The sequence below is a fragment of the Nocardia sp. GTS18 genome (assembly GCF_013839555.1).
GTDB classification, from domain to species: domain Bacteria; phylum Actinomycetota; class Actinomycetes; order Mycobacteriales; family Mycobacteriaceae; genus Nocardia; species Nocardia rosealba.
The window spans coordinates 418,180-444,480 of the sequence record NZ_JACBIU010000001.1; the positions used below are offsets into that span (position 1 = coordinate 418,180).

A 26,301-nucleotide genomic window follows, 5' to 3' on the forward strand; every position below is an offset into this window, starting at 1 on the left:
GCGAGCATGCTGCGGCGAGAGAACGTATTCACGGGGATTTCCTCGCAAGAAGTCAGTCGAAGGTGCAGCCGGTGACCGGCTTGTCCGCGAGGCGATCGAGCAGATAGGTGATCGCGTTGTCGGGACCGAATCCGTCGATCATCTCGGGGCCGAAATGGTTCGGGATGGTGGTCCCGGGCAGGATCGGCGGCAGCTCGTTGGTGCGGAAGGTGACCGTTGCGCCCTTGGCGCACCAGGTCTCGGCGAGCGCGCGCGCCTGGCCGTAGGGGACGGTGTCGTCGTTGAGCCCGCTGGTGATGAGCACCGGCGTGGCCGGGGTCATCGACCCGACCCGCAGTTCTTCCAGAGCCGCTGCGGCTTCGGGCATTTCGGCCAGGTGCTCGGTCAGCGTGCGACCGTCCTTGGTCAGCGTTGTGGTCTTCAGGAACGGGTGGCGGGTGATGAGGTCGGCGATGCACGAGTCGCTCAGGGTGGCGAGCATGTCGCGGCCCGATGGGCTGATGACCCGGTCGACGGCCTGGTTCAGCTCAGGGTAGCGGGCGACCATGCCGTTCACGGCGAAGCCGATGGCACCACTGATCAGGGCGCCGTCGATCTTGGCGAGGATCGCGGACAGGTCGGCGACGGGGCCACCCGCCCAGGTGCCCTTCACCGTGAGTTCCGGTGCGTAGTCCGGCGCCATCTCCGCGGCCGCCGCGGTCGAACCGCCGCCCTGCGAGTAGCCCCACAGCACCACCGGTGTCTCCGGGCCGACCCCCGCCAGGCGATGTGCCGCGCGTGCGCCGTCGAGCACCGCGTGGGCGCTCTCGATGCGATTGGCGTAGGTGTGGATGCCCGGTGTGCCGAGGCCGATGTAGTCGGTGACGAGCACGCGCGCGCCGAGCTGGCTCCACACCGCCGAGGACGGCAGTTCCTGGTTCGCCGACAAGCCGAGCGCCGGGTCGGTGTGCACGCTCAGGCCCGTGGAGAACGCCTGCGACATGGCGCACCGGTCGGCCTGGCCCGAGGTGCCCGGTGCGATGACGACGGTCGGGCGCGGGCCGGCTCCCAGCCACGGCCCGGCCGGTTCGATGTAGGTACCCGACACCGCGACGGGCGACCCGTCCTGCAGGCGTGAGGTGTACATGACGTGCTCGGCGGCACCGGGCCAGCCCTTCTCGGTGGGCGGGGTGGCGAGCAGGGTCATCGGAGCGGTCTTGACGATGGCGCCGGGTTCCTGCGGGATCTGCGCGGGCGGGGTGTAGAACGAGCCGACCGGCTCGGCCGACGAGGCCTCGGTCTGGGCGACCACGACGGTGGCCGCCATCGCACAGGCAACTGCTACTCCCAGGACGACGCGGCCTGTCTTCGGCCGTCGTCGCCCGATACCCTGCTGATCCATCGAGAACCTTTCCTTCCACCGCCCGGCGACGTCGCCGGAGTGATTCACACCGCAGGTGAAACGAACCATGAGTCCCGTCACACTTGCGCCGCCGGGAAGAGTAACACTGTTACTACCGGAGCGGAAGGTAGGGTTACCGACGAGTTCAGAAGCGGGCGATCACCAGCGCGACGCAGCCGATGAGCGGCGGGACCAACTGGATCAGGGCCGGGCGCGCCTTGCTCGGCGAGGACGCGAGCAACACGACACCCGCCGCGACCATCGAACCGGCTCCCGCGAGCACGAGCGCGAGCCCGATACCCTTGTCACCGAAGGCGGTGAACCCCATTCCGATGGCCGCGACGACAGCCAGGAAGAGGTTGTAGAAGCCCTGGTTGAAGGCCATCTCCTTGGTGGACTCGGCCTCAGCGGCCGACATCCCGAAGGTCCGCCGGGTGCTCGCCGCCGTCCACTGCAGCGACTCCATGACGAAGATGTACGCGTGCAGCAGCACCGCCACCCCGGTGAAGATCAAACCGATCGCGGTCATCGTCGCACCTCTCGCCGCCGTCCGGACCTACCGGGCTTCCGTGGTGATTATTCACCGGCAGCATCCGCGGATCCCGCGCCGACTCGCGGCGGGGCACGAGAAACAGACCATACAATCAGGCAGCGCTATGTATGGTTGGTGCGTGACCACACCGCCGCGACCTCGTCAGCTCGATCATCCGGTACTGCCCAAGATCTTCCGGATCGTCGGCCGCGCACAGGTGGCGATCTACCGGCGCACCGGCGGACGCATCGGCGGCACTTGGCGCATCGGCGCGGGTTTCCGCAAGCCGGTGCCCACCCTGCTGCTCGAGCATCGCGGCCGTAAGTCGGGCAAGCAGTTCACTGTTCCGCTGCTCTACCTCGTCGACGGCGCCGACATCGTGGTCGTCGCCTCCCAGGGCGGGTTGGCGAATCATCCGCAGTGGTACCGGAATCTGTGCGCACACCCGGACACGCACGTGCAGATCGGACGTGAGCGCCGGGCCGTGCGGGCGGTGGTCGCCGATGACGAGCAGCGGGCTCGGCTGTGGCCGGCGCTGGTCGACCTGTACGCCGATTTCGACACCTATCAGGCGTGGACCGAACGCCGGATACCGGTGGTGATCCTGACGCCTCGGCCTGCCTGAGAACTACCTTCCCAGTACGACCGACATCGCCTGGGCCCCTGCGGTTATCGCCTCGACATAGACCATTCGCTCGGCGCGGCCGACGGCCGGGCGCAGCGGGCCGAGCTGCAGTTCGTAGGGTGCGGCGCCACCGGCGAACACCGGGGCCGACAAGTAGCTCACGGGCAGCGGATCGTCGCCGGTGAATTCGGTGTCGCGATACGGGCGGGCGGTGAGACGGGCGAGCTGGCGCAGGACGCGGGCGCGCAGGTCGGGTTGCAGGAGTTCCGCGCCGACGGCGCCGAGCAGGTCGGCGAGCACGTCGACCACGCCCGCGTCGTCGGAGTCGGGACGAAAGACCGCGCACCCGTTGGCCCGCACGAACCTCAGTAGTGCCGCGGCCTCGCCAGGAGCGGTCTTCGACCACGCGGCACGCTCGGCCTCTGCGCGCCACGGCATCACGGCCGCGCCCGCCGGGTAGGCCAGCGGAATCGATTGACCCACAGCGAGCCCCGGAACCACACGGGCGTCCGGTGCGTACTCCTTGGCGACGACGGTCAGGGTGGTGCGTTCGATTCTGCTCAGGGTCACCCCGCAGCCCGCCGCGACCGCGAGCGCCCGCAGTTCGGCCCGCACGGCCGCCTCGGGCAGTTCGGATTGCGCCGGGGACAGCGCCGCCAAGGCCGGTCCGGGGCGGAAGCGGCGTTCCCCGTCCCGGCGCACCCAGCCGGCCGCGGCGAGTTCGGTGAGTACGGCGGTGACCGTGGCGCGCGCCAGCGACAGCGCCGTCGCGATCTCCGAGGCCGTGAGCGGCTTGCCCACACTCGCGAGCAACTCCATCACCTCGATGACCCGCCGAGTCGGCGGCGATGCCGACTGCGCCATGACAACCCCTTGTCCGCGGGGTCACCCCGCCCTACACTGCTTCGACTATTCGCCACACATTAGTCGAATATTCGACGCCTGAGGGGCTTTCATGATTCTCGATCACTTCCGGCTCGACGACCGGGTCGCCGTCGTCACCGGAGCAGGACGCGGACTCGGGGCCGCGATCGCCGTCGGATTCGCGGAGGCGGGCGCCGATGTGGTGATCGCGGCGCGGACCGAGTCGGATCTGCGTGCGGTCGCCGAACAGGTGGCGGCCACCGGCCGGCGGGCAGAGATCGTCGTCGCCGACCTCGCCGACCCGGCGGCAGCGGCCGCGCTCGCCGAGGTGGCCGTCGAGCGGTTCGGGCGCCTCGATATCGCCGTCAACAATGTGGGCGGGGCCCTGCCGAAACCGTTGCTCGACACCACTCCCGAGGACCTGGCCGAGGCCTTCACCTTCAATGTCGGCACCGCGCACGCCCTGGTGCGGGCCGCGGTGCCGAGGATGCTCGCCACGGCCGAGGGCGGCTCGATCATCAACATCACCTCGACCATGGGCCGGTTGCCGGGGCGCGCGTTCGCCGCGTACGCGACGGCCAAGGCCGCGCTGGCGCACTACACACGCACCGCCGCGGCCGATCTGAGCCCGCGGGTGCGGGTCAACGCCATCGCACCCGGATCCATCCTCACCTCGGCGCTGGCGATCGTCGCGGGCAACGAGCAGATGCGCGGCCAGATGGAACAGGCGACGCCGCTGCGGCGCCTCGGAGAGCCCACCGATATCGCAGCGGCAGCGGTGTATCTCGCCTCCCCTGCCGGGTCGTTTCTCACCGGCAAGGTGCTCGAGGTCGACGGCGGGCTCATCGCACCCAACCTGACGATTCCGCTTCCCGATCTGTGAGGACCACATCATGACTGTTCGCGTAATCCACTGGGGTACAGGCAATGTCGGGCGGCACGCGTTGACGGGCGTGCTCGCCGACCCGCGGTTCGAGCTGATCGGGGTCCATGTTTCCGGACCTGACAAGGTCGGCCTCGACGCGGCCGAACTGGCAGGACTCGCCACCCCGTCCGGCGTGCGGGCCACCACCGGCATCGAGGAGGTACTGGCTCGCCGTCCCGACTGTGTCGTCTACACCGCGATGACCGACAACCGGCTACCCGAGGCGCTCGAAGACCTGCGCAGGCTGCTCGCCGCGGGCATCAATGTGGTGGCGAGCGCGCCGGTGTTCCTGCAGTACCCGTGGGGTGTGCTCCCGGCAGAACTGCTCGATCCCATCGAACAGGCCGCGGCACAAGGTGCTTCGTCGCTGTTCGTGAACGGGATCGATCCCGGGTTCGCCAATGATCTGCTCCCCCTCGCCCTGCTCGGCACCTGCCGGTACGTCGAGCAGGTGCGCTGCCTCGAGATCGTCGACTACTCGACCTACGACAATCCGGCGGTCATGTTCGACATCATGGGGTTCGGCAAGCCGATGACCGAGACGCCGCTGCTGTTGCAGCCGGGGGTGCTCTCCTTGGCGTGGGGCAGCGTCGTGCGGCAGCTCGCGGCCGGGCTCGGCATCGAACTCGACGCCGTCACCCAGGAGTACCAGCGGTTGCCCGCCCCGGAGACCTTCGACATCGACTCCGGCACCATCGAGGCGGGTACGGCGGCGGCGCTGCGGTTCGAAGTGCGCGGCATGGTGGGTGATCGCGCTGTCACGGTGCTCGAGCACGTCACCCGGTTGCGCGCCGATCTCGCGCCCGACTGGCCGCAGCCCGCCCGGACCGGTGGTTCCTATCGGGTGGAGGTCACCGGCGAGCCGAACTACACCCTCGATCTGGCCATGTTCAGCGACCACGGCGACCACAACCACGCCAGCCTCGTCGGCACCGCGATGCGCCTGGTCAACGCCATCCCCGCCGTCGTCGCCGCAGCGCCGGGCCTCCGCACCACGCTCGACCTACCGCTGGTGACGGGCACCGGGCTGGCGGATGCGCGAAGGATCCCGCCCGGCGCTGGGGAGTAACGGCCGCGTCAGCTGTCGCGGTTCTCCCCCAGTTCCTCGACGATCGGGTTCGGCGGTACCTCGCGATCGCGCTCCGCCACACCGGGGTGGGCGTGATCGCGGCTCTGTGCCATTCGCTGCGCCTCGGATCGTCCGTCGTCGAGGGTCACCGACTGCAGGACCTCGGTCATGTTCGCGTAGGCCACCGGCGGGATGGCGCGCAGGGCGCGCACCGTGTCCTGGTCGGCTTTCGCGTCGGTCGCGCACCGCACCAGGTCGTCCTTGTTCGCCGGGAAATCCACCTCCGACAACGCTCGCTCGACCCGCTGCACATCGGTAGTCACCATCACGGAACCTTTCCGGGCGCCGAAGCGACCTTCGTCAGTTTCCTCGAACGGCTGCCGAAATACCCGGGCGGACCGGCCTCAAACAGGGCGGTCCTCAGGCGGCGGGGATGACTTCCGGGCGGGCCGGCTCCACGGTGACGGACTTGCGGTCCGCGCGCCTGCCGGTGACGAGGAACAGCACCACCAGCGCCACCGCCAACCACACATAGGTATCGCCGATGAGGTGCTGATCCCAGGTCCACGACGTTTCCCGGTGTTCGCCGTCGGGCAGGAAACTGTGCGGCGCGATGACGAAGACGGCGGCGACCACGACGGCCGTGGCATACCAGCCGCGCGTGCTCGCGGCGGGCAGGGTGCGGGCGTGGCAGACGATGGCGAGCAGCGCGGGGGCGATCCACACCCAGTGGTGCGACCACGAGATCGGCGACAGCAGCAGGGTGAAGACGGCGTTGAGGGCGAGTGCGATCGCGGGAGCGTCCGCGGCCTTGCGCATGGCGACCACGACGAGGGCGAGCAGCAGGGCGCCGAAGAACAACCACAGGGCGTCGAACGGCAGGCCCGTGACGTGCAGGCGGGCCAGTACCGCCTGAATCGACTGGTTCGTGTGGAAGGCCGAACCGCTCAGCCCCGAGACGTTGCCGAGGCCGCCGAACCAGTAGCGCACGGACTCCGTCGGCAGGATCGCGAACGAGGCGAGGGTGGCGATCGCGCCGGTCGCTGCCGCGGTGGCGGCGGCCTTGTAGTCCTTGCGGACGAGGAAGAACAGCACGAACGCGGCGGGCGTGAGCTTGACGGCGGCGGCCAGGCCGATGAGCATGCCGCGCGGGTAGCGGGTCTTGGGCAGCAGGCAGTCGGTGGCGACCAGGACCATCAGCAGCAGGTTCACCTGCCCGAAGTCGATGGTGGCGCGCACCGGTTCGAGCAGCAGCGCGACCGGCAGCGCGCAGGCGGTGATCAGCAGGGCGACCTGCTTGCGATCGGGGTTGTAGCGGCGGGCGACCAGATACAGGGTCCAGGCCAGCGCGGCGACCGACACCGCGACGTAGAGGGTTTTGGCCGCACCCCACGGCAGCAACGCGAACGGCGCGAGCGCGATCGCGGCGAACGGCGGATAGATGAACGGCAGGCCGATACCGACACTGGTCTTGGGGAGCTGGCCGTACATGTCGGCGCCGTCGCGCATGGCCTCGATCCCGAGGCGATACACCTGCAGGTCGATGAAGGCGCCGGAGTACGGTTCGAACGGCCACAGCGGGGTGCGCATGCACACCACCGCGACGACACCGAGCAACACCGGCACCAGCCACCAGGCTCGATTGATCGGGCGTGGGGTCGGTTGCGCGGGGTGGGTGGTGTCACTACTCATCCGCGGCGACTATACCGACCGAGGGCCCGAGTCGGGGCACCGACCTTCGGCGACAGTGACGCGCACTACACCCCGGTCAGCCTTGGTTGTAGCGGACGAGCAGGCGGGCCAGGGTGCGCACATCCTCGTCGGGCCAGTCCGCGAACCGGGCGGTGAAGGCGGCTCGGCGGGTGCGTTCGGCCTTGCGTGCGACGGCGCGACCCTCGGGGGTGGCGCGCAGGATGTGGTTGCGCCGATTGGCGGGGTCGATTTCGCGTTCGAGGTAACCGAGCTGCTCGAGCGCCCCGACCTGCCTGCTGACGGTCGACTTGTCGAGCAGAAACTGTGCGGCCACGTCGGCGGCCTGGCAGCCGTCACGTTCGAGGACGAGGTCGAGGATGCTGTAGGCGACCAGGCTCAATTCCGGGTGCAGTTCGGCGGCGCGGCCACGGGCGCGGCGGGAGAAGGCGGTCAGCTCCCGCTGGATGACATCGACGGCGTCGTCCCTTGCCTCTGACTCACTCATGGTTGTACGATACAACAATTATAGTTGCATTTACCAACCTTCTTGGAGACTTCCCTCGATGACCGTCACCCAGCTGCGGCACCTCGCCGGCCACCTGCTCACTCCCCTGCTGATGTGCCTCGGCATGGCCCTGGCCTATCTCGGAGCCTTCCATCAGCCCACGCCGAACCATCTGGCGCTGGCCGTCGTCGGTGATCCCCCGCAGGCGATGGTGCTCGCCCAGACGATGCAGGACCGGGGCGGTGAGGGCGTCGACGTCATCACCGTGCCCACCCGAGAGGCCGCGACGAACCTGCTGCACGAGCGCGACCTCGTCGGCGCCTATGTGCCCGATGCCGCGCGCCCCGAACTGCTCGTGGCCACCGCCGGTTCGGACACCAGCGCGATGGCCGCCGAGGTGGCGTTTCGTTCGGTTGCCGACCATCAGGGCGTGCCGCTGGTCGTCACCGACGTGACGAGCAAGGCCGAGGGCGATCCGACCGGGCAGGGCCTGTTCTTCCTGCTGGTGGCGTTGAGTGTCGGCTCCTACGGCAGTGTCGCGGTGATCGGCGCCGCGGGCGCGATGCTGCGGATGCGGGTGCGCGCGGCGATCGGCGTGGTGACGGCGATGGTGGTGAGCCTGATCGGTGTCGTCGTAGCGGGCCCGGTGTTCGGGGTGATCGACAGCGACTTCGCGAGCGTGTTCGGCATCGCCTGGCTCTATTCCGCGGGCATCATCCTGATCGGTGTCGGCCTGCACACCTTCCTGAAGCGCTGGACCACGCTCGCCCTGATCACCCTTTTCGTGATGCTCAACTTCACCACCTCCGGCGGTGTCTACCGGCCGGAACTGCAGAACGGATTCTTCGGCGCGCTGCATTCGTTCTGGAACGGTGCCGATTTCGTCGAAGGTCTGCGCAGCCTGCTGTACTTCGACGGTGCCGCCGGTTTCAGCGCACGCCTCGGCGGGTTGTTCGTGTGGCTGGCGGTCGGCGTGCTGCTCGTCGCCGTCGCGGGCAAGTACGAGGCGCGGCATGCGCCTGAACCCGTCACCGAGCGTGCGGTCGAGGAGGAGATCGGCGAATCGGCCGCCGTCTGAACCGTGGTGACTGCGCCACAACCGAGCGAGCGCGGGCCGAGATCGGTTCGGTGAACTGGGGAGCGGAGCGCCGGATCGGCGGGCCGCGGGCGGATTACGACGAGGTGAGATGACCGATTCCGTGTCATGAATCCGGCCGCGTTCGGGGTGGGACGCGGGTACGGTGTAGCGCGCGACCGATGCAGGGGGTACTACGTCGGAAAGGGTGGGCTGCACCGATGAATCGTCCTGGCGCACAACGCCCCGGTGACGTGCCGCTCGAGCACCGCTACACCGGGGCCGATCCCATCGACTGGTGCGGTGCCGACGTGTACCCGATGTACACCGAGGCACTACCGACCGGCACGACCGCGCTACGGCTGCGCGCGCTGTCGGTGATGCCACCCGCCGACGTGTCCGGTCTCGGTCTGGGGCTCACCGTCACCGACGGCCACGTGCATCTGGGCGGGCGGACCCTCGGCGGGGTGGACATCTGGTCCGACGCGCTCGCGGCGGGCATCGACATCACCGTCACCGCCGAGGCGCCGGAGGCCTTGTTCACCCTCACGCCCGTCTGGGTGGCCGGTGCGGGCCCGCAGCAGTCGTGGACCGGTAACTACGGCATGGTCGTCGATCTGCTGCCCGACGGCGCGTCGACGCTGTGGTGCAGCACCGGCCCGGGTACCCCCGACTTCAACGAACTCGTCGTCGAACTCACCCGGGCCGACACGGATCCCGCACCGACCGATCAGTTGCCACGAATGGGCGCCCAGCCACTCGTCCAGGCCGAGCCGCCCCTGTACGCCCGGCCGACCGCGCGCGTGCAGCCGGCCGTCTCCGCCGAACCGACCCGGCAGCCATACGCGGAGCAGAATGTCGGACGCGCGCTGCACGACCTGGGCTCGGCCATGTTCGCACGGGGAGAACACGACTCGGCTCGTGTGCTCTGGGCACAAGCCGCCGAGGCCGGAAACAGCGCCGCCGCCTACGACCTGGGCCTGCTCGCCCTGCACGTCGGCGATATCGGCGCCGCCCGCACCTGGTGGCAGGCCGCGGCCCACGAGGATCCCCGGGCCGCGGCCTGCCTGGCCGAGCTGCCTCAGCGCACCTGATCCACCAGGTGACGCTCGGCGGATAACGACCGCACGGGCGTGAAATCACGTGCGGCGATGTGCTCCGGCCTGCGCTGCGGCGCCGCGAACGGCTCGACCAGGGCGTTCTCCACACTGTTGAACACCAGGAAGATGTTCGACCTGGCATACGGCGTGATGTTGTTCGACGACCCGTGCATCAGGTTGGAATCGAACAGCAGCGCCGAGCCGGCCTTGCCGGTGAACTGGGTGATGCCGTAGCGCGCGGCGAGGAAGGTGATGTCGTCGTTGGTCGGGATCCCGATGCGCTGCTCGCGCAACGACTCCCGGTAATGACCCTCCGGCGTCTCACCCAGACACGGCACGAACGTGCGATGCGAACCCGGCATCACCATCAGCGACCCGTTGAACGGGTAGTTGTCGGTCAACGCGATCGACAGACTCACCGCGCGCGGGGTCGGCATACCGTCCTCGGCGTGCCAGGTCTCGAAATCGGAGTGCCAGCCGAACCCGCTGCCACCGAAACCCGGCATGTAGTTCACCCGGCTCTGATGCAGATACACCGGCGAACCGAGGATCTGCTCGGCGAGCCCGACGATGCGCGACTCGGCGAGCAGCTCCGCGATCGGCTTGCTGAGCCGGTGCACCTGGAACACCGAACGAACCTGTCCGGCAACGGGTTCCACGATCACTCGCTCGTCGCCGTAGAGCACCGGGTCGGCCGCCAGATGCCCTATCTCGGCCCCGAAAGCCGCCACCTCGTCCGCGCTGAGCAGATCCGGGATCGTCGCGAAACCGTTCGCGTCGAACTCGGCCAGCTCGGGTGTACGCACCTGCCCCCACACCGTCGGATCGGTGCGCTCGATGTGGGGGGCGGGCTCGGACAACCGCGTGGGGTAGCGGTCGGACCGATCAGACACTGGCATCCTCCTCGATAATCAGCGGATACACCCCGTTCTCGTCGTGTACCTCGCGGCCGGTGACCGGCGGATTGAACACACACAACATCCGCAGCGTGGTGCGGGCGGTGACCTGATGACGTTCGTGGCCGTCGAGCAGGTACATCGAACCGGGACCGAGCGGATACACGGTCTGGTCCTCGAGGTCGAGCAGTTCACCCTCGCCCTCGACCAGCCACACCGCCTCCACATGGTTCTGGTAGTGGAACTTGTGCACGGTCCCGGCCTCGATCGTGGTCTCGTGGAACGAGAACCCGACCTTGTCGCCCGCGAGCACGATACGTTTGCTTCGCCACCCGGGACCGGCCACATCGCGGTCGGTTCCGGTGATCTCGGCGGTGGTGCGCACGATCATGCGGCACCACCACAGACGGTATCGATGCTGTCCGACAGCACCGAAAGACCACGGTCGAGCTCGTCGCTGCGCAGCGTCAACGGCGGCAGCAGTTTCACGACCTCGTCCATCGAACCCGAGGTCTCCACCAGCAGACCCTGCTCGAACGCGGTGCGGCAGACCTTACCCGCCTGCGACGGGTCGTCGAAGACGATGCCGTGCACCATGCCGCGACCGCGCGTGGTGATGCCCTCGTGCCGCTCGGCCACGGCCGAGAGCGTGCGGCCGATGTACTCGCCGTTGGCGGCGGTGAGCCGGGCCAGCTTGTCGTCGGACCAGTACTCGCGCAGCGCGGCGGTCGCGGTGACGAAGGCGGGGTTGTTGCCGCGGAAGGTGCCGTTGTGCTCACCGGGAGCCCACTGGTCGTGCTCGGGCTTGAGCAGCACCAGCGCCATCGGCAGGCCGTAGCCACCGATCGACTTGGACAGGGTGACGATGTCGGGGGTGATGCCCGCGATCTCGAAGGAGAAGAACGGGCCGGTGCGGCCGCAACCCATCTGCACGTCGTCGACGATGAGCAGGATGTCGCGCGCGGCGCACAGGCCGGCCAGGTGGCGCAGCCACTCGGCGCGGGCCAGGTTCACACCGCCCTCACCCTGCACGGTCTCCACGATCACCGCGGCGGGGCGGTCGAAACCCGAGGAGCTGTCGTCGAGCACCCGCTGCATCCAGCCGAAGTCCTCGATGGTGTTGTCGAAGTAGCCGTCGTAGGGCATCGGGGTGGCGTGCTCGAGCGGCACACCGGCACCCGCCCGCTTGGCCGCGTTGCCGGTGACCGACAGCGCGCCCAGCGTCATGCCGTGGAAGGCGTTGGTGAAGCTCAGGATCGTCTTGCGGCCGGTGACCTTGCGGGCCAGCTTGAGCGCCGCCTCGACCGCGTTGGCGCCCGTGGGCCCGGGGAACTGCACCTTGTAATCGAGCCCGCGCGGGGTGAGCAGGGTTTCGCGAATGGTCTCGAGCAGTTCACGCTTGGCCACGGTCGACATGTCGAGACCGTGGGTGATGCCGTTGCTCCCGATGTATTCCAGTAGCGCCTTCTTGAGCACCGGGTTGTTGTGGCCGTAGTTCAGCGCGCCTGCGCCTGCGAAGAAGTCGAGGTAGTCGCGGCCCTGCTCATCGCGGATCCAGGCACCTTCGGCGGTGGTGAACACGGCGGGCCAGTCGCGGCAGTAGCCACGCACGTTCGATTCCATCGCTTCGAAAATGCTGGTGTCGGTGGTCGTGATCATGATCATGCCTCCTGGCGCTGAGCGGGCGAAATAATGTAGAGGTGCTCGGCTTCGTGGGAATCCGGAAAATGATGTGCTTCGAATAGTTCCTCGGTACGCAATTGCGCGCCGCGTTCGCGGGCCACCGCGGAGAACAACGCCTGGGAAGCGGAATTATCGGGAGAGATCGTCGTTTCCAGGGTGTTGATCCCGGCGGGTGCCACGGAATCGAGCAGGGCGTGCAGGAGTTTCGCGGCCAGACCCCGGCCGCGGAATTCGGCGTCGACGGCGATCTGCCAGACGAAAAGCGTGTCCGGCGCATCGGGACGAACATACCCGATCACGAATCCCACTGCCTGCCCGCCACATTCGACGACCATGGAGGTCGCCTCGAAATCACGACACCACAGCAGATAGGCGTAGCTCGTATTCACGTCGAGTACGCGGGAATCGCGCGCGATGCGCCACAATTGGGCACCGTCACCCAATCTCGGATGTCTGAGAATAATTTCCGAACCTCGAGCCGCCGCGGTATCGGTCGGCTCCATGGACATAGTCGGACTCGGCATACATTCCACCTTGACTAAGAGACTTTACGGTCTTTGTGTCGAGCTCTTTGCGGTTGTATGACGAATCGTTTACTGCGGCTGGATATCCAGCCGGTAGCCCAGCCCGCGCACGGTCACCACGATGCGCGGATCCGAGGCGTCGCGCTCGATCTTGGTGCGCAACCGGCGCACGTGGACGTCGACGATGCGTTCGTCACCGAAAAAGCCTTGATCCCAGACTCTTTCGAGCAACACCGCGCGGCTGAGCACGCGGCCGGGGGTCTCGGCGAGTTCGCACAGCAACCGGAACTCGGTGACCGTGAGGTGCAGTTCCTCGCTGCCACGGCGCACCGCGCCCGCGTCGGCCGCGAGGACGAGGGGACGCACCGGGTCGTCGTCGAGGACGACTTCGGGGGTGGCGTCGCGTTCGGCGGCGATCCTGGCGCGGCGGCGCAGGGCGCGCATCCGGGCGGTGATCTCCTTGATCTCGAACGGTTTGCTGACGAAGTCGTCGGCACCGGCTTCCAGGGCGGCGACCACGTCGTGGGTGTCGTACCTGGTGCTGATCACGATGATCGGCACGTCGTGGTCGCGGCGGATCTCGCGGATGCAGTCGAAGCCGTCGGTGGCCCCGCGCATCAGGTCGACGATCATCAGGTCGGGCGGGCCGTCGTTGCGGAGCCGGTCGAGGGCGTCCTCGGGGACGCCTGCCTCGGCCACGGCGTAGCCCTCGTCTTCCATCGCGCGGCGCAGATCGCCCCGCATCTGCACATCGTCGTCGACGATCATCAAGTTGGCGGTCATCCTCGCACCTCGCTGCCGCCCGGCGCGACCGTGACCGCCGATGCGGCTGTGTTCTGCCAATGCTCGCTCATGTGCACTTCCTTTGCTGACACGCTCGTGCGTGCGGCCGGTACACCTGGGGAATTCGCGTCCCCAGACCGACACGACATCCCGCTTTCGAGCTTGTTACCAATCCGTTACTTACCCAGAGCGCTCGTCGCGTAAACCCGCCGTAACAATTCGTGCCCGATTTGTACGGTTCTGAAGGTCGGTCGGGATGCTGCGCGCGGTGGCATAGTCGACGGGGTGATGCCCACTTTCGACGACATCGAGGCCGCCGCCGCGCGGATCGAGGGCCGGGTTCGCCCGGTGACGGTTGCACCCGCTGGACCTGGGGATTCCCCGCTCTGGTTCGCGCTGGAGTTCTTGCAGTTCACCGGGACTTTCAAGGCGCGTGGCGCGCAGAACTTCCTGCGCGCCGCCGGGGAGTTGCCCGCCGCCGGTGTGACGATCGCCTCAGGCGGCAATGCGGGACTGGCGTGCGCGTGGTCGGCGCGCGAAGCGGGCGTGCCCGCGACCGTGTTTCTGCCCGAATCGGCGCCGCCGGTCAAAATCCGTCGACTTCGTGACTTGGGCGCCGATGTACGACTGATCGGTCCCGAGTACAAGCAGGCGCTGGCCGCGTGTCAGGAGTTCGCGGCGGACACCGGGGCGCTGTTCTCGCACGCCTACGATCACCCGCTCATCGCGGCGGGCGCGGGCACGCTGATGCGCGAGATCCAGCAGCGCGTGCCCGATCTCGACACGGTGGTCGTCGCGGTGGGCGGCGGCGGACTGTTCACCGGAACCGCTGTCGCCGCACAGCATTTCGGCATCCGCACCGTCGCGGTGGAACCGGTGGGCTGCCGCTCGCTCAACGCCGCGCTAGAGGCGGGCCGTCCGGTGCAGGTGAGCGTCGACTCGATCGCCGCCGATTCGCTGGGCGCACCGAACGTGTCGGAGATGGCGCTGGCCGCCGCCAAGCACCCGGACGTGGTGTCGGTACTCGTCGAGGACGAGACGATCCGCGCTGCGCGCCGACAGCTCTGGGACGAGCACCGGATCGCCGTGGAGAACGGTGCCGCGACCGCGCTGGCGGCGCTGCGCGACACCGGTTCCGGTGCGGCCTACCGGCCCGCCGAGGGCGAGCGGGTCTGCGTCATCCTGTGCGGGGCCAACACCGACCCGTCGGACCTGGTGTGAGGGGTGCTCAGCGCACCAGTTCGTTCTTGGTGGCGTAGTTGGTCATCGCGGCATTGAGGCCGCGCATGGCCAGCGTGTAGCCATACGGGACGTAGCGCTGGCCCCAGTGGGCGAGGTGGATGTCGCGGGAGGTGTAGACCCAGTAGCGGTTGCGTTCCACACCGCGGATCACCGCGTCGGCGGCCTGTTCCGGCGTGACGGCATGGCGCAGGAACAGGCCGATGGCCTTGCGCAGCGCGGCGTTGTCGCGGTCGACGCCCGCGATGTCGACGCTGTCGACCATCGGGGTGGCCATCGCCCCGGGAAGCACGAGGCTGACGCCGATCTTGTGCCTGCGTAGGTCGAACCGCAGCACCTCCGACACACCGCGCAGCCCGAACTTCGTCGCGCTGTAGGGCGCGTGCCACGGCAACCCGAACAGGCCGGCCGCCGAGGACACGTTCACCAGGTGACCGCCACGCCGCGCGGCGATCATCGGTGGCAGGAACTCCTCGATGACGTGGATGGGGCCCATGAGGTTGATGTCGATGGTGCGCCGCCACTGCTGATGGGTGAGTTTGTCGACGGTGCCCCAGGTGGCGATGCCCGCCACGTTCATCACGATGTCGACGTGCCCGACGGCCTCGAAGGTGTGTGCGGCCAGCCCGACGACGGCCGAATGGTCGCTCACGTCGGCGGGATGGGCCAGGTGCACGGTGGCACCGGCGGCGCGCAGTTCCTCGGCGGTGGCGGCCAGTGTGTCGGCGGTGATGTCGGTGAGCACCAGCGACGCGCCCTTGGCGGCGGCCGCGAAGGCGGTGGCCCGGCCGAGACCGCTGGCGGCGCCGGTGATCAAACAGGTCTTCCCGTCGAACTTCGTCATGGCCCCGACCCTACGGTTCGCTCGATGTTCCCGTCTACGACAGGGTATCGATGGTTATGGTCGTCCAGCCGCCGACGTGCAGGCGGCTACCCGCCCGCAACGGCACCGGAACCTGTGGCGACAGCGGTGTCTCGGTGCCGTCGAGGCTGGTCCCGTTGGTCGAGCCGAGGTCGGTGACGGTGAGCGAGCCGTCGGTCCCGACGCGCAACAGGGCGTGCGCACGCGACACACCCGGGTCGGCCGGGGCGATGCCGAGGTCGATCTCGGGCACGATGCCTTGCGACGCCGAACGTTTGCCGATCAGGAACTCGCTGCCGCGCAACTCGATCCGGCGTTCGGGGTAGAAACCAGGGAACGCCACCCGGTCGGCGTCGGGACCTTTGCGGGCCTGCACCCGGTCGTAGAACTCGCGGTCGGCGAAAACCCTGGCCACCCACACGGTTGCGCGTTCACCGGCGACGTCGGGTGCACCGACGGGCGGCGCGTCGGTGTGCGATGGCGATGGCGGTGGCGCGGGCAGGGCCGAGTCGTATCCGCAGTTCTCGCAGAAGCGTCCGCTGGTCGGCACCGAACACGCGGGGCACAGGCGCAGATCGGCCGGATCGGCTGCCGGGACACCGGTGAGTGCCGACCCGCACACATCGCAGTAGTCGGTGGCCTGCGTCTGGTGACCGTCCGCGCACACCGCCATGTCAGGAACCCTCCGACCGCAATCGGGTGGTCTTGGTCGAGCGGATGTCGAGCGCGAGTTCGTCGGCGGCCGCGACCTGACCGCGCAGCTTCACCGTCCCGTCCTTCTCGTCGACCTCGACGACGGTGCGAAGCAGTTTGGCGGTGGACTCGTGTCCCGAGGCGGCGGCCAGTTCCACCGCGCGGCGCAATTTCGCGGTGGCCGTGGACAAGTCGCCCTCGCGGCGCGCGGCAAGGCCTTCCTGGACGGCCTGGGCGAGTTCGACCTGGCCGGTGTAGTGGGCGACGCGGGTGCTGATCCTGGTCGACAGGGTGGAGTCGGTGGTCCACACCGCGCGGACCAGTCCCTGACCGAGCACGTCATCACCCGCGAGCACGCTGAGACGGGCCGCCAGCTTCTCCCGCCCGGGCGCGGCCGGTTCCAGTTCGATCTGCAGGTGGTATTCGCGTTCCTCGGCCGCCCACGACGACAGCGGGTAGTCCCCCACCTGCGCACCGGAATCGGTGCGGCGCCCGGTGAGGTCCTCCAGCACCGGTGCGACCTGCTTGACCATGCGCACCCGCGCACCCGCCGGAGTCCACACGCGCAGGGTGAGTTCCGGGATCACCCGGGCCGCCGACGAGCGCATCATGGCGGCGAAATCGGCCGCCAGGTCCTTGGGATCGGCGACGATATCGGCGCCGCCGGACAGCTTCGAGGAGATCTTGTGCAGATCGGCCGCCGCCCAGTCGGCACCGACACCACGGCAGTCGCAGACGAAAAGCCCTTCGGCGCGGTCGAGTTCGGTGGCCAGCTGCTCGGGGGTCTCGTGTTCGTTCTTACCGTCGGTGAGCAGGATGGCGTGCGCCTGAGCACCCGGATGCCCGGCGGCGACCTGGCGGGCGAGGGCGAGCCAGGACCCCATGGCGGTGCCGCCGTCGGGCCGCAACCGATCGAGGGCACGCTTGGCGGCGGTGCGGTGGGTGTGGTCGGCGGGCGCCGACAGCGCGCCGGCGGGGTAGATCATCCGCGCGGACTCGGTGCCCTCGATGATGGCGAAGGCGGTGCCGTCGGGGATCTCGTCGAGCGCGGCGCGCGTCGCGGTGCGCGCGTTCTCGAACTTGCGCTTGTGCCCCATCGACCCGGAGCAGTCGATGATGAGGATCTCGAGCCGGGGCGGCGGGGTGGCGACGGCGGCCAGTTCGGGGCCGGTGGTGACGGTGAGCACCGCGTCGACCACGCTCGCGCCCTCGGCGAGGAATTCGTTCTGGTCGACGGCGACCGAAATGCCTGCGCTATCAGGGGAACTCATGACACTCCTGGATCGGGTACAGCGGCACGCGCGGGCACGGGGGCGAGCGCGACCGTGATGTTGTCGCTGCCGCCGCTGTCGAGCGCGAAGTCGGCCAGGGCGCGGGCCGCGGCCTGCGGGGTGGTCTCGACGGTGAACCCGGCGAGCGCGACCGGATCGGGCAGGTAGTTCCAGAGCCCGTCGGTGCACAACAGCAGGGTGCCGGGTTCGGTGACGAGCATGCTCTGCAGGCAGTTCGCCGACCACGGTGCCTCGCCGCCGTCGGCGCCGAGCCAGCGCAGCAGGGTGTGCGCGCGTGGGTCGCGCATGGCGGCTTCCTCGTCCATGGCGCCCGCGTCGACGAGGGCCTGGGCCCACGAGTCGTCGACGCTGAGCCTGCGCGAGGCCGTCGGATCGCCTGCGGCGAGCCAGAACGCCCGGCTGTCACCGACATTGGCGACGGTGATCTCGGTGCCCTCAGGGGTGTCGCGCAGGATCGCCGAGACGTAGGTGCACGAGGGCGCGTACTCGGGGGTGCGTGACATGCCGCGCACCGCGGCGACGGCGGTGGCCAGTCCGGCCATCACGGCATCGGGGGCGGGGCGGCCGTCGGCGAGCGCGGCCAGCACCGCGTCGACGCCCGTGCGGGCGGCAGTGCCGGAGGCGGCCTGGGGGTCCTGGGAGGTCGAGACGCCGTCGCTGACGACGATCACCCGCACGCCGTCACCGTCGCGCACGGCGGCGGCGACCGCGTCCTCGTTGCGGGAGTGGCTGATTCCGCGATCGGTGAGGATGTACACCGGGCCGAGGTCTTCCTCGAAACGGTCCGGAACCGGTTTCGGGGTGCGGCACACCACGCACAGCCCGGCCTCGTAGCGTCGTTCCCCACAGGTGGGGCACTGCGGCACCGTGACCGGATCGTGCACCGGCAGGGCCGCCTTGCGCACCCCGAGTTCGCGACCGCAGCTCTCGCAATACCGGTATCCCGCCCGCGCCGCACCCGCGCAGTCCGGGCAACCCGCGGCGGTCACAGCGTGGTCCTGGGGCGCACGTTGTTGGCCTGATCCACCAGCACGAAGCGGGTCCACATGTCGTCGGCTTCGCGCGCCAATGTCCGCAAGCATCGTTCCAACCCCGTCCGCACTCCCACTTCGGTGAATTCCACATCCAACAGCTTGCCTGGTGCACTCGGCCGCTGTCCCGACCGGATCCAGTTCAGTGCCGCCTCGAGCACGTGCATGCGCACCCGCGCAGTGCGGGCACGCGAGTCGAGGCGCAGGTGCTCGACCCGCTCCCCCGCCTCGCGCAACGCGGCTTCGTCCAGTTCGGCCGGGCCGCGCTCGGCCAGCAGCGTCTCCACGGCGCGCACGCGGGCCTCGGTGTACATCGACGAGGTGCGTTCGACCTGGTCGAGCACCCGCACCGCACCGGCGCGGTCGCCGTCGGCGCGGCGCAACCGGGCGGCGCCGAAGGCCGCGGACAGATAGGTGTGGTCGGTGCACCAGACCAGGTCGTAGAGGGCGAGCGCCTCGCGGGGCCGGTCGCCGTGCTCGAGCGCGACGGCCAGGGCGAGTTTGGGCGCGGGTTCGCCGGGCAGCGCCGCGTAGACGGCCTCGAAATCCGCTGCGGCGCTCCCGTAGTCGCCCTTCAGCAGGGCGGCCTGGGCGCGGTACCACACCGTGCGCCAGTCGAAATCCAGGTCCAGGCCGGCGAGCCGGGCGAGGGCGGCGTCGGCGTCGCCTGCCTCGAGTTCGGCGCGCACGAGGCGCAGCGGGATCTCCACCGATTCCCCGGCGCCGGTCACCACCGCGCGCAGGCCCGCGGTGAGTGCCTGCTCGAGTTCGGCGGGGGTCGCGGCGTCGGTGGTGGCCAGCAGCGCGGCACCGCTGTCGCCCGGGTCGACGAGCGGCGCGGGCAGGGCGGCGACGACCGCGGCGGGTTCCGGTGTGGCGCCCTCGATTCCGAAGACAGCGCGGGCCGGGCCGAAGACGGCCGACATACCGGGGCGCGGTACACCGTCCTCGGCGGCGAGGACCTCGCGCAGCACACCGGTGAGCTGGTCGGCCATCTCACTCGTCGAGGCGAACCGGGCCAGCGGATCGGGGTCGGTGGCACGCAGCAGGAACCGGTACAGCGAATCGTGGCGGGCCAGCAGCGGTTCGGTGTCGGGCGTGGGCAGTGGTCCGAGGCGGCCGTCCACCGAGGGCACCCGCATCATCAGCACCGCGAGGGTGCGGCCGGCTGTGTAGATCTCGGTGGCCACGGTCGGGCCCGTTTCGGCGATCTCGGGTGCCTGGTAGCCGAGGGTGCCGTAGATCGGGGACGTGGTGTCGTCCATGGCGATCACGGCGCCGAGGTCGATGAGTTCGAGGCGTTCCTCGGTCTGCATCACGTTGTCGGGTTTGAAATCGCAGTAGGCCCAGCCGCGCGCGTGCAGATAGCCCAGGGCGGGCAGCATTTCCAGCACATAGGCGATGGCCCTGGCCGGTGGCAGGTAGGCGTTGTGCGCGGCGCGGTAGTCGCGCAGGATCTGCTTGAGGGAGGTGCCGCCCACGTAGGCCATCACGATGTAGCCCACCGGTTCGCCGTCGGCGTCGGCGTGTTCGGTGAAGTTGTGGATCTTGACGATATTGGGGTGGTCCACCTCGGCGAGGAAGCGCCGTTCGGCCAGGGCGGCGGCCTGCGCGTCGCTGTCGCCGGTGTCGATGAGGCCCTTGAGCACCACCCAGCGGTCGTTGACGCGGATGTCGGTGGCCAGGTAGATCCAGCCGAGGCCGCCGTGCGCCAGGGCGCCTTCGACCTTGTACTGCCCGCCGACCAGGTCGCCGGGTTGCAGGCGCGGCACGAACGAGTAGCGGGTACCGCAGTGCGGGCAGAAACCGCTGGTGCGGCCCGGGATTCCGTCGTTGGTCCGGCCGACCGGTTTGTCGCATCGGCCGCAGTAGCGGTCGGATTCGGGGACCTTGGGGTCGGTGAGCACCGCCGACGCGGGATCCACGCGCGGTACCGGCGGCACCTCGACCAGTCCGGCGCCGAGCCGGCCGCGCGCTGCCGATCGGGCCGAGCCCGAGCGGGTGCGTACCGAACGGCTCGAGGTGCGGTTGGCGCTGATGGTCGCCGCCGACGGGCTGTGCACGGGGGCGCTGAGCGGGGCGGGCGCGGTGCCGCAGGTATCGCAGTAGCCGTCGACGATCGTTCCGCCGCAGCCGGTTTCGGCACAGAGTCCGGGCGCGGTGACCTTCGGAGCGGCACCGGTCGAGGTGCCGATCGCCGGGGCAGGTGTTCGCCGGACGGCCGTGGTGTGGCCCGAACGCCGGGGCGAGGTCGGTGCGGCGCCGTGGACGGCGGCCGCCACGGGCGCGGTGCCGCAGACGGCGCAGTAGCCGTCCTCGATCACACCGCCGCAACCCGGTTCACTACAGATCATGCTGTCCGCCCCGCTTTCTCCCCGATGATCGAACGATAGTCGGCGACTGCCCGGGTGACGGCGGCCAGATCGCACGGTGTGCGTGTGAGCAGGCCGGCGGCGATGCGGTCGGCGGCGAGCACATCGCGCTCTTCGGCCACACCCAGGCGCGAGGCCTTGGCACGGTAGGCGGCGAGCCTGCCCTGCAGCTCGGCCCGCCGATCGAGCAAACCCTGCGCCAATTCCGCTCGGCGCGCGGTCTTGTCGGCCGCGTCGTCGGCACGGAGGCGCAGGGCGAGCAGGTGTTCGACGGTCGAGCGGGTCGGTTCCTCGCCGAGGGTCGACAGCTCGGCGAGCAAGGTCGCGACCGGCGCGCCGCCGGGCGGCAGCGCTCCGGTGTTGACCTTGCGTTCGGCGCGGGCGGCGGTGTCGTCGGCGCGACGCTGCGCATCGGCCAGGTCGATGAGCCGGGTCCGAAGTGCCGCAACGGCAGCAGGGAGATCGGTTGCCACCGAGAGGAATTCGGCATTGCGGACGGTTTCGGTCTCGATCAGCTCGGTGAGCGAGGCCAGTGCCGAGGTGATCTCACCGGGTGCGAAGCCGAGCGGGTCGGTGCCCGCGCGGCGCAGCAAGTCGGCCAGGGGTTCGGTGGCCGCGGCCAAGGCGCCGTTGGCCCGCTCCACCCGCTGCTGCAAGGGCGCGAGGGCGCCGAGTACCCGCCGGTCGACGGCCTCGACCTCCTCGGCGAACGGTGCGACGAACGCGAAGGCCGCGCGCATGCGGTCGAGGCAGTCGGTGATCCCGACCGTCACCACGGTTTCGCTCGGCCCGGTGAGCCCGCGCTGTGCCAACGGCACCGGAACACGGGCGATTTCGTGCGGACGCCCCCGCAGCAGGTCGGTGAGCCGGGCGCGGGCGCGGTCATCGATCCGGCCGCGGCCACGCACCGTCTCGGCCTCGGTGAGGATGGCGCGCACGCGGGCGAGGTCGTCGAAGAGCTCGCCGAGCGCCTTCTCCACCGGCGCCCATCGGCGCGCGGTCTCCCCCTCCGGTGGGTAGCGGCGCACCAGGGCGATGCCGGGGTGCCGGTCCAGTTCGAGCAGGGTGCTGCTCACCGTCGCCAATTCCGCGGTGCGCCCGGCCAGTTCACGATCGATCTCGGCGGTGCCGAGTATCGGCGAACTCATCCGGCGTACCTCGGCGCGGGTGCGCCGGGCGACGGGCCGAGCGCCGACAGATGCTGGGCGTAGATCCGTTCCCAGGTGCCGTCGTCGCTGATCCGTTCGAGCACGCCGTTGACGAAACGCACCAGCTCGTCGCTGCCCTTGGGCACACCGACCGCGTAGGCCCCCGAACCGATGGGCGCACCGACGAGTTCGAGGTTGCGGTCCTGGGCGACCAGACCGGACAGGATCGGTTCGTCGCCGCTGATCGCGTCGACGGTGCCCTGCTGCAGCGCGACGAGGCAATCGGTCCAGTTGGTCACGCCGAGCACGGTCGGCGGGGTCGGCAGGGTGAACAGCGGCGCGGCCGCGGTGGTGCCCTTGGTGACACACACCCGTTTGCCCGCCAGGTCGGCGCCGGAGGCGATACCGGCGCCGCGCGGCGCCGCGAAGCGTTGGGCCGCACGGTAGTACACACTCGAGAAGTCGACGTCGCGGCGCCGTTCACAGGTGGCGGAGAAGGTGCGAACGATCATGTCGACCTTGCGCTCCTGCAGCAGCTGGATGCGGTCGGCGGCGGTCACCGAACGCAACTCGATGCGATCGGGGTCGCCGAACAGATCGCGGGCGATCTCGCGGGCCAGGTCGATGTCGAAGCCCTCCAGCCGCCCGGTGGACGGATTGCGGAACCCGAACATGTAGGTGTTCTGGTCGACACCCACCCGCAACCTGCCGTTGGCGACGATCGCGGCCATCGCCGATCCGGCGGGCATCGCCGCCGGTCGCGGCTGTGCACGCGGCGCCAAGGTGGCCTCGGTATCGCAGGATCCGGTGCCCTCGGCGGTCGGTGCCGAGGTGATCGCCTCGGCGCCCGGCAGCGGTGGCGCGACGGCGGTGGCCTCGATCGACGACGGCGCGGGCGCGTCACCACAGCCCGCGAGCAGGACGGCCGTCACGGCGAGAACCAGCGCGAACCGGGAACGACGAATGCTCACAGGAACTCCTTCAACCGTGGCCACAGGCCCGTGACCACCGCACCGGCCGCGGCGAGCAACAGCAGCAGGGTGCCGAAGGGGCTCAGCGTCAAGGCCGTTCGCGCGTCGTCGACGCCGTCGCGCAGATCGGTGCGTGCCTGGGCGAGGGCGTCGCGCAGTTCGCTGTCGAGGCGGGTGAAGCTCGTGGCCGAGCTCTCGGGGCCGGTGCCGATGGCCTGGGTGACCGCGCCCGTGAAGTCGGCCTTCTCGTAGGCGGTGCGCTGGGCGTTGTGTCCGGCGTTCCAATTCGTCAGCGCGCGTGCGGCATCGGAGTCGGCGGCACCGGCGGCGGCCAGGCGCTGTTCCAGGTCGGCGGTGTGGGTGCGGAAGGATGCCTCGGGTGCGGTGATGTCGCCTCGGGTGATGAGCGCGAGGGTCTCGTCGGTGCGGGCCTGCTGAGCGAGGATGCGCGCACCCGCCAGGTTCTCCACCCGCGCGCCCGCACCGGAGTCGCCGGTGTCGAGCAGCTGGGCGGCGGTGAGCGTCGAACCGACGGTCCACAGCAGGGCGAGCGCGGCCGCCGCGGCCGCCAGGGCCACACCGGGGTTCACCAGGCGGTTGGTGCGGCGCAGCAGGATCACCGAGGCCACCGCGCAGGCGAGCAACACCAGCAGCAGCAACAGGATCGACGTCAGCGGCAGGGCACCGATGCGCTGCTGATCGTCGCGGACGGCGGCGAAGCGTGCCTCGTTGAGCTGCTCGGCGTGCGGCAGCAGGGAGGTCTGCATGAGATCGGAGGCCTGGCGCAGATAGGCCGAGCCGACCGGGAAACCCTGGCGGTTGTTGGCGCGCGCGGTCTCCACCAGCCCGGTGTAGGTGGGCAGATCGGCGGCGATGCGAGCCACGATCGCCCTGGTCTTGGCGTCGGTGGCGCCTGCCGTCGCCTCGGCGAGGGCGGCGGCGGCCTCGGCGAGCGCCTGCTCGTAGGTGTCGCGCACCTGCGGTGATTCGATGCCACCGGACAGGAACGCGGTGGCGGCACCCGCGTCGGCGGCCGAGAGCGACACGTAGAGGCTCTGCGCGGCGAAGGCCAGTGGTTCGGTGCGATCGAGCACCTGCTCGGAACGGACGATCTTGGCGTCGAGCTGTTGTCCCGCAGTCGATCCCGCGATCAGACAGGCCAGGGTGGTGAGGACGAGGACAACCCCGATCACCCCCGGTGTCGTCGCGGCGAACCGCCGCAACCACGTCCCCGCGTCACGGATGGTCGCCGGTAGGCGAGATCCCACACCGTCCTCCTCACTTCTCCCCGGGCGGTGTCTTCGATCGCGATCCTACGGGAGCGGCCGATAATTCGCCCGCGCGCGGGAAAGGCGCTCGCGCAACCCGATTCACCAGGCAAAAGCGACGGGCCCGCCGCACCTTCCGGTGCGACGGGCCCGTGTGGTCGGCCGGTCAGGCGCTGGCGACCTGCTCGTCGGGTCGTGCGGCCGAGCGGGTCTTGCCGAACCGCAGCACACCGTCCTCGATGGGCGCCTTGTGCATGAGCGTGCGGTCACGGTAGTAGTTGTTCACCAGCTTCCAGGCACCACGCTTGCCCTGGCGCGGCATCTCACCGTTGCCGCGCTGGATGTAGCCCGAGGTGAGGGCGCCACCCATCAGCGACTCGTCGGCGTAGTCCTCCGGATCGGCGTGCACCTCGAAGGTGCTGTAGCCCCGGTCGCGCATGATGTTGAGCACCCGGCACAGGTAGGCGGCGGCCAGGTCGGCCTTCAGCGTCCAGGAGGCGTTGGTGTAGCCGATGATCATCAGGAAGTTCGGGATGTCGGAGTACAGCACGCTCTTGTAGGCGACCGTCTCGTTCATCTTCACCGGGTTGCCGTCGATCGACATCGTCGCGCCGCCCATGATCTGGACGTTGAGGCCGGTGGCGGTGACGATGATGTCGGCCTCGAGCTCCTGGCCCGATTCGGTGCGGATGCCCTTCTCGGTGAAGGTGGCGATGCGGTCGGTGACGATGTCGGCCTTACCGCTCTTGAGCACCTTGAACAGGTCGCCGTTGGGGACCACGCACAGCCGCTGGTCCCACGGGTTGTAGGACGGGGTGAAGTGCCGCAGGTCGACCTTGTTGCCGAGTTGCAGGCGCACCTGGGCCAGCATCAGCTTCTTGGCCAGCTCGGGGTTGGTCCGCGAGAGCTGGAAGCTGGCGCGCTGCAGGGCGATATTGCGGGCGCGGCCGATCTTGTAGGCGATCATGTCGGGCACGCGGGTCTTCTTGAATCCGATGGCGACCGGGTCGTCCGACGGCAGCGCCTGGATCCAGGTGGGCGAACGCTGCAGCATGGTGACGTGGGCGGCCTTGTCGGCCATCGACGGGATCAGCGTGATGGCGGTGGCGCCGGATCCGATGACCACGACCTTCTTGCCGGTGTAGTCGAGGTCCTCGGGCCAGTGCTGCGGGTGCACGATCCGGCCCTTGAAGTCGTCTTGACCGGGGAACTCGGGCTGGTAGCCCTTGTCGTAGTTGTAGTAGCCGCTGGCGCCGACGACGAAGTTCGCGGTCCAGGTCTCGGTCTCACCGGTGGCCTCGATCAGGGCGGTGACGGTCCACTGCGCGGCGTCGCGGTCGAAGTCCAGGTGCACGACCTTGCGGCCGAAGGTGATGTGATCGGTGACGCCGTATTCCTTGGCGGTGTCCTCGACGTACTGACGGATGCTCGCGCCGTCGGCCAGCACCTTGGTGCCGATCCAGGGGCGGAAACCGAAGCCGAAGGTGAGCATGTCGGAGTCGGAGCGGATGCCGGGGTACTTGAACAGGTCCCAGGTGCCACCGATGTTCTCGCGGCGCTCGAGGATCGCGTAGCTGCGTCCGGTCTGCTCGCGAATGAGGTGACAGGCCGTGCCGATTCCGGACAGGCCAGCGCCGATGATCAGTACGTCGACATGCCGCGTCATTGAGGAAACTCGTTTCGTAGGGTCGTCGCCGCCCGGGCACCGTCGCCCGAGCCTGCCATGAGGTTACGTGTTTCGCATGGTTACGTCTAGTTCCGTGCGGCGGGT

The 26,301-nt window shown here is 69.4% G+C and carries 26 protein-coding genes; 6 read left to right on the forward strand and 20 right to left on the reverse strand.

The features are described from left to right. Positions 1 to 52: 52 nt before the first annotated feature. Together HYG95_RS02050 and HYG95_RS02055 are read right to left on the reverse strand one after the other, a co-directional pair. A complete protein-coding gene (locus tag HYG95_RS02050; protein ID WP_255494928.1) occupies positions 53 to 1,306 on the reverse strand; it encodes a lipase family protein in 1,254 nt (417 codons plus the stop codon). 220 nt (positions 1,307 to 1,526) lie between these two features. Beyond that, positions 1,527 to 1,910, reverse strand: coding sequence for a DUF1304 domain-containing protein (locus tag HYG95_RS02055; protein ID WP_181696294.1), 384 nt, complete (start codon positions 1,908 to 1,910; stop codon positions 1,527 to 1,529). Positions 1,911 to 2,052: 142 nt separating this feature from the next. On the opposite strand from HYG95_RS02055, the gene HYG95_RS02060 reads away from it, so the two are divergent. Next, complete coding sequence (locus HYG95_RS02060) at positions 2,053 to 2,538, forward strand: nitroreductase family deazaflavin-dependent oxidoreductase (protein ID WP_225280254.1); 486 nt, start codon at positions 2,053 to 2,055, stop codon at positions 2,536 to 2,538. A 3-nt stretch (positions 2,539 to 2,541) separates the two neighbouring features. Here the strand turns inward: HYG95_RS02060 and HYG95_RS02065 are convergent, their stop codons facing one another. Next, the gene (locus tag HYG95_RS02065; protein WP_181696296.1) at positions 2,542 to 3,402 is read right to left on the reverse strand and encodes a helix-turn-helix domain-containing protein; all 861 of its coding nucleotides are present in this window, start codon (positions 3,400 to 3,402) and stop codon (positions 2,542 to 2,544) included. A 91-nt stretch (positions 3,403 to 3,493) separates the two neighbouring features. On the opposite strand from HYG95_RS02065, the gene HYG95_RS02070 reads away from it, so the two are divergent. Both HYG95_RS02070 and HYG95_RS02075 read left to right on the forward strand, forming a co-directional pair. Further along, the gene (locus HYG95_RS02070; protein WP_181696297.1) at positions 3,494 to 4,285 is read left to right on the forward strand and encodes an SDR family oxidoreductase; all 792 of its coding nucleotides are present in this window, start codon (positions 3,494 to 3,496) and stop codon (positions 4,283 to 4,285) included. 10 nt (positions 4,286 to 4,295) lie between these two features. Further along, positions 4,296 to 5,396 (forward strand): diacylglycerol kinase, encoded by a 1,101-nt coding sequence (locus tag HYG95_RS02075; protein WP_220138923.1) that lies wholly within the window; start codon positions 4,296 to 4,298, stop codon positions 5,394 to 5,396. Between the two features lie 8 nt (positions 5,397 to 5,404). Here HYG95_RS02075 and HYG95_RS02080 read toward each other — a convergent pair whose 3' ends face one another. The 3 genes from HYG95_RS02080 to HYG95_RS02090 form a co-directional block, all read right to left on the reverse strand. After that, entirely contained in the window at positions 5,405 to 5,722 is a 318-nt protein-coding gene (locus HYG95_RS02080; protein WP_220138924.1) for a DUF2795 domain-containing protein, read from the reverse strand. A 94-nt stretch (positions 5,723 to 5,816) separates the two neighbouring features. Next, positions 5,817 to 7,088: a glycosyltransferase 87 family protein gene (locus HYG95_RS02085; protein WP_181696298.1), complete on the reverse strand. Its 1,272-nt coding sequence runs from the start codon at positions 7,086 to 7,088 to the stop codon at positions 5,817 to 5,819. Between the two features lie 76 nt (positions 7,089 to 7,164). Then, entirely contained in the window at positions 7,165 to 7,593 is a 429-nt protein-coding gene (locus HYG95_RS02090; RefSeq protein ID WP_181696299.1) for a MarR family winged helix-turn-helix transcriptional regulator, read from the reverse strand. Between the two features lie 58 nt (positions 7,594 to 7,651). Here HYG95_RS02090 and HYG95_RS02095 point away from each other — a divergent pair, with 58 nt between their 5' ends. Together HYG95_RS02095 and HYG95_RS02100 are read left to right on the forward strand one after the other, a co-directional pair. Further along, positions 7,652 to 8,671, forward strand: coding sequence for a hypothetical protein (locus HYG95_RS02095; protein WP_181696300.1), 1,020 nt, complete (start codon positions 7,652 to 7,654; stop codon positions 8,669 to 8,671). 218 nt (positions 8,672 to 8,889) lie between these two features. Further along, complete coding sequence (locus tag HYG95_RS02100) at positions 8,890 to 9,762, forward strand: type IV pilus biogenesis/stability protein PilW (protein WP_181696301.1); 873 nt, start codon at positions 8,890 to 8,892, stop codon at positions 9,760 to 9,762. On the opposite strand, the gene thpD is transcribed toward HYG95_RS02100, so the two are convergent. From thpD to HYG95_RS02125, 5 genes are all read right to left on the reverse strand, one after another. Beyond that, a complete protein-coding gene (gene thpD, locus HYG95_RS02105) occupies positions 9,750 to 10,667 on the reverse strand; it encodes an ectoine hydroxylase (RefSeq protein ID WP_181696302.1) in 918 nt (305 codons plus the stop codon). The genes HYG95_RS02100 and thpD overlap by 13 nt on opposite strands. Continuing rightward, complete coding sequence (locus tag HYG95_RS02110) at positions 10,654 to 11,055, reverse strand: ectoine synthase (RefSeq protein ID WP_181696303.1); 402 nt, start codon at positions 11,053 to 11,055, stop codon at positions 10,654 to 10,656. Before HYG95_RS02110 ends, thpD begins: the two co-directional genes overlap by 14 nt. Further along, on the reverse strand, positions 11,052 to 12,320 hold the full coding sequence (gene ectB / locus HYG95_RS02115; protein WP_181696483.1) for a diaminobutyrate--2-oxoglutarate transaminase: 1,269 nt from the start codon (positions 12,318 to 12,320) through the stop codon (positions 11,052 to 11,054). Before ectB ends, HYG95_RS02110 begins: the two co-directional genes overlap by 4 nt. 5 nt (positions 12,321 to 12,325) lie before the next feature. Next, positions 12,326 to 12,850 (reverse strand): diaminobutyrate acetyltransferase, encoded by a 525-nt coding sequence (ectA, locus tag HYG95_RS02120; RefSeq protein WP_255494958.1) that lies wholly within the window; start codon positions 12,848 to 12,850, stop codon positions 12,326 to 12,328. Between the two features lie 90 nt (positions 12,851 to 12,940). Next, entirely contained in the window at positions 12,941 to 13,654 is a 714-nt protein-coding gene (locus HYG95_RS02125; RefSeq protein ID WP_067635442.1) for a response regulator transcription factor, read from the reverse strand. A gap of 288 nt (positions 13,655 to 13,942) precedes the next feature. Between HYG95_RS02125 and HYG95_RS02130 the strand changes: the two genes are divergently transcribed. Further along, entirely contained in the window at positions 13,943 to 14,875 is a 933-nt protein-coding gene (locus HYG95_RS02130; protein WP_181696484.1) for a threonine/serine dehydratase, read from the forward strand. Between the two features lie 7 nt (positions 14,876 to 14,882). On the opposite strand, the gene HYG95_RS02135 is transcribed toward HYG95_RS02130, so the two are convergent. From HYG95_RS02135 to HYG95_RS02175, 9 genes are all read right to left on the reverse strand, one after another. After that, a complete protein-coding gene (locus HYG95_RS02135) occupies positions 14,883 to 15,737 on the reverse strand; it encodes an SDR family oxidoreductase (RefSeq protein ID WP_181696305.1) in 855 nt (284 codons plus the stop codon). A 34-nt stretch (positions 15,738 to 15,771) separates the two neighbouring features. After that, positions 15,772 to 16,428 (reverse strand): FHA domain-containing protein, encoded by a 657-nt coding sequence (locus HYG95_RS02140; RefSeq protein WP_181696306.1) that lies wholly within the window; start codon positions 16,426 to 16,428, stop codon positions 15,772 to 15,774. 1 nt (position 16,429) lies between these two features. Next, the gene (locus HYG95_RS02145; RefSeq protein WP_181696307.1) at positions 16,430 to 17,719 is read right to left on the reverse strand and encodes a VWA domain-containing protein; all 1,290 of its coding nucleotides are present in this window, start codon (positions 17,717 to 17,719) and stop codon (positions 16,430 to 16,432) included. Beyond that, complete coding sequence (locus HYG95_RS02150) at positions 17,716 to 18,729, reverse strand: PP2C family serine/threonine-protein phosphatase (RefSeq protein WP_225280264.1); 1,014 nt, start codon at positions 18,727 to 18,729, stop codon at positions 17,716 to 17,718. Before HYG95_RS02150 ends, HYG95_RS02145 begins: the two co-directional genes overlap by 4 nt. Further along, positions 18,726 to 21,125 carry a serine/threonine-protein kinase gene (locus HYG95_RS02155; protein WP_220138927.1) on the reverse strand — a complete coding sequence of 800 codons (2,400 nt, stop codon included), beginning with the start codon at positions 21,123 to 21,125 and terminating at the stop codon, positions 18,726 to 18,728. The genes HYG95_RS02150 and HYG95_RS02155 overlap by 4 nt, the downstream gene beginning before the upstream one ends. Then, entirely contained in the window at positions 21,122 to 22,291 is a 1,170-nt protein-coding gene (locus HYG95_RS02160; RefSeq protein ID WP_181696308.1) for a hypothetical protein, read from the reverse strand. Before HYG95_RS02160 ends, HYG95_RS02155 begins: the two co-directional genes overlap by 4 nt. Continuing rightward, on the reverse strand, positions 22,288 to 23,262 hold the full coding sequence (locus tag HYG95_RS02165; RefSeq protein WP_181696309.1) for a glutamate ABC transporter substrate-binding protein: 975 nt from the start codon (positions 23,260 to 23,262) through the stop codon (positions 22,288 to 22,290). Before HYG95_RS02165 ends, HYG95_RS02160 begins: the two co-directional genes overlap by 4 nt. Next, the gene (locus tag HYG95_RS02170; protein ID WP_225280267.1) at positions 23,259 to 24,530 is read right to left on the reverse strand and encodes a hypothetical protein; all 1,272 of its coding nucleotides are present in this window, start codon (positions 24,528 to 24,530) and stop codon (positions 23,259 to 23,261) included. The genes HYG95_RS02165 and HYG95_RS02170 overlap by 4 nt, the downstream gene beginning before the upstream one ends. Before the next feature lie 166 nt (positions 24,531 to 24,696). Next, positions 24,697 to 26,196 carry an NAD(P)/FAD-dependent oxidoreductase gene (locus HYG95_RS02175; RefSeq protein WP_181696310.1) on the reverse strand — a complete coding sequence of 500 codons (1,500 nt, stop codon included), beginning with the start codon at positions 26,194 to 26,196 and terminating at the stop codon, positions 24,697 to 24,699. Positions 26,197 to 26,301: the final 105 nt, after the last annotated feature.

Coding starts and splice junctions, on each gene's coding strand:
- HYG95_RS02080 (WP_220138924.1), bottom strand. CDS start 5,722: ATGGTGACTACCGATGTGCAGCGGGTCGAGCGAGCGTTGTCGGAGGTG.
- HYG95_RS02110 (WP_181696303.1), bottom strand. CDS start 11,055: ATGATCGTGCGCACCACCGCCGAGATCACCGGAACCGACCGCGATGTG.
- HYG95_RS02050 (WP_255494928.1), bottom strand. CDS start 1,306: ATGGCGGCCACCGTCGTGGTCGCCCAGACCGAGGCCTCGTCGGCCGAG.
- HYG95_RS02065 (WP_181696296.1), bottom strand. CDS start 3,402: ATGGCGCAGTCGGCATCGCCGCCGACTCGGCGGGTCATCGAGGTGATG.
- HYG95_RS02175 (WP_181696310.1), bottom strand. CDS start 26,196: ATGACGCGGCATGTCGACGTACTGATCATCGGCGCTGGCCTGTCCGGA.
- HYG95_RS02075 (WP_220138923.1), top strand. CDS start 4,296: ATGACTGTTCGCGTAATCCACTGGGGTACAGGCAATGTCGGGCGGCAC.
- HYG95_RS02095 (WP_181696300.1), top strand. CDS start 7,652: ATGACCGTCACCCAGCTGCGGCACCTCGCCGGCCACCTGCTCACTCCC.
- HYG95_RS02140 (WP_181696306.1), bottom strand. CDS start 16,428: ATGGCGGTGTGCGCGGACGGTCACCAGACGCAGGCCACCGACTACTGC.
- HYG95_RS02070 (WP_181696297.1), top strand. CDS start 3,494: ATGATTCTCGATCACTTCCGGCTCGACGACCGGGTCGCCGTCGTCACC.
- HYG95_RS02100 (WP_181696301.1), top strand. CDS start 8,890: ATGAATCGTCCTGGCGCACAACGCCCCGGTGACGTGCCGCTCGAGCAC.
- HYG95_RS02055 (WP_181696294.1), bottom strand. CDS start 1,910: ATGACCGCGATCGGTTTGATCTTCACCGGGGTGGCGGTGCTGCTGCAC.
- HYG95_RS02125 (WP_067635442.1), bottom strand. CDS start 13,654: ATGACCGCCAACTTGATGATCGTCGACGACGATGTGCAGATGCGGGGC.
- HYG95_RS02155 (WP_220138927.1), bottom strand. CDS start 21,125: ATGATCTGTAGTGAACCGGGTTGCGGCGGTGTGATCGAGGACGGCTAC.
- HYG95_RS02085 (WP_181696298.1), bottom strand. CDS start 7,088: ATGAGTAGTGACACCACCCACCCCGCGCAACCGACCCCACGCCCGATC.
- thpD (WP_181696302.1), bottom strand. CDS start 10,667: ATGCCAGTGTCTGATCGGTCCGACCGCTACCCCACGCGGTTGTCCGAG.
- HYG95_RS02130 (WP_181696484.1), top strand. CDS start 13,943: ATGCCCACTTTCGACGACATCGAGGCCGCCGCCGCGCGGATCGAGGGC.
- HYG95_RS02160 (WP_181696308.1), bottom strand. CDS start 22,291: ATGAGTTCGCCGATACTCGGCACCGCCGAGATCGATCGTGAACTGGCC.
- HYG95_RS02135 (WP_181696305.1), bottom strand. CDS start 15,737: ATGACGAAGTTCGACGGGAAGACCTGTTTGATCACCGGCGCCGCCAGC.
- HYG95_RS02145 (WP_181696307.1), bottom strand. CDS start 17,719: ATGAGTTCCCCTGATAGCGCAGGCATTTCGGTCGCCGTCGACCAGAAC.
- ectA (WP_255494958.1), bottom strand. CDS start 12,850: ATGGAGCCGACCGATACCGCGGCGGCTCGAGGTTCGGAAATTATTCTC.
- HYG95_RS02090 (WP_181696299.1), bottom strand. CDS start 7,593: ATGAGTGAGTCAGAGGCAAGGGACGACGCCGTCGATGTCATCCAGCGG.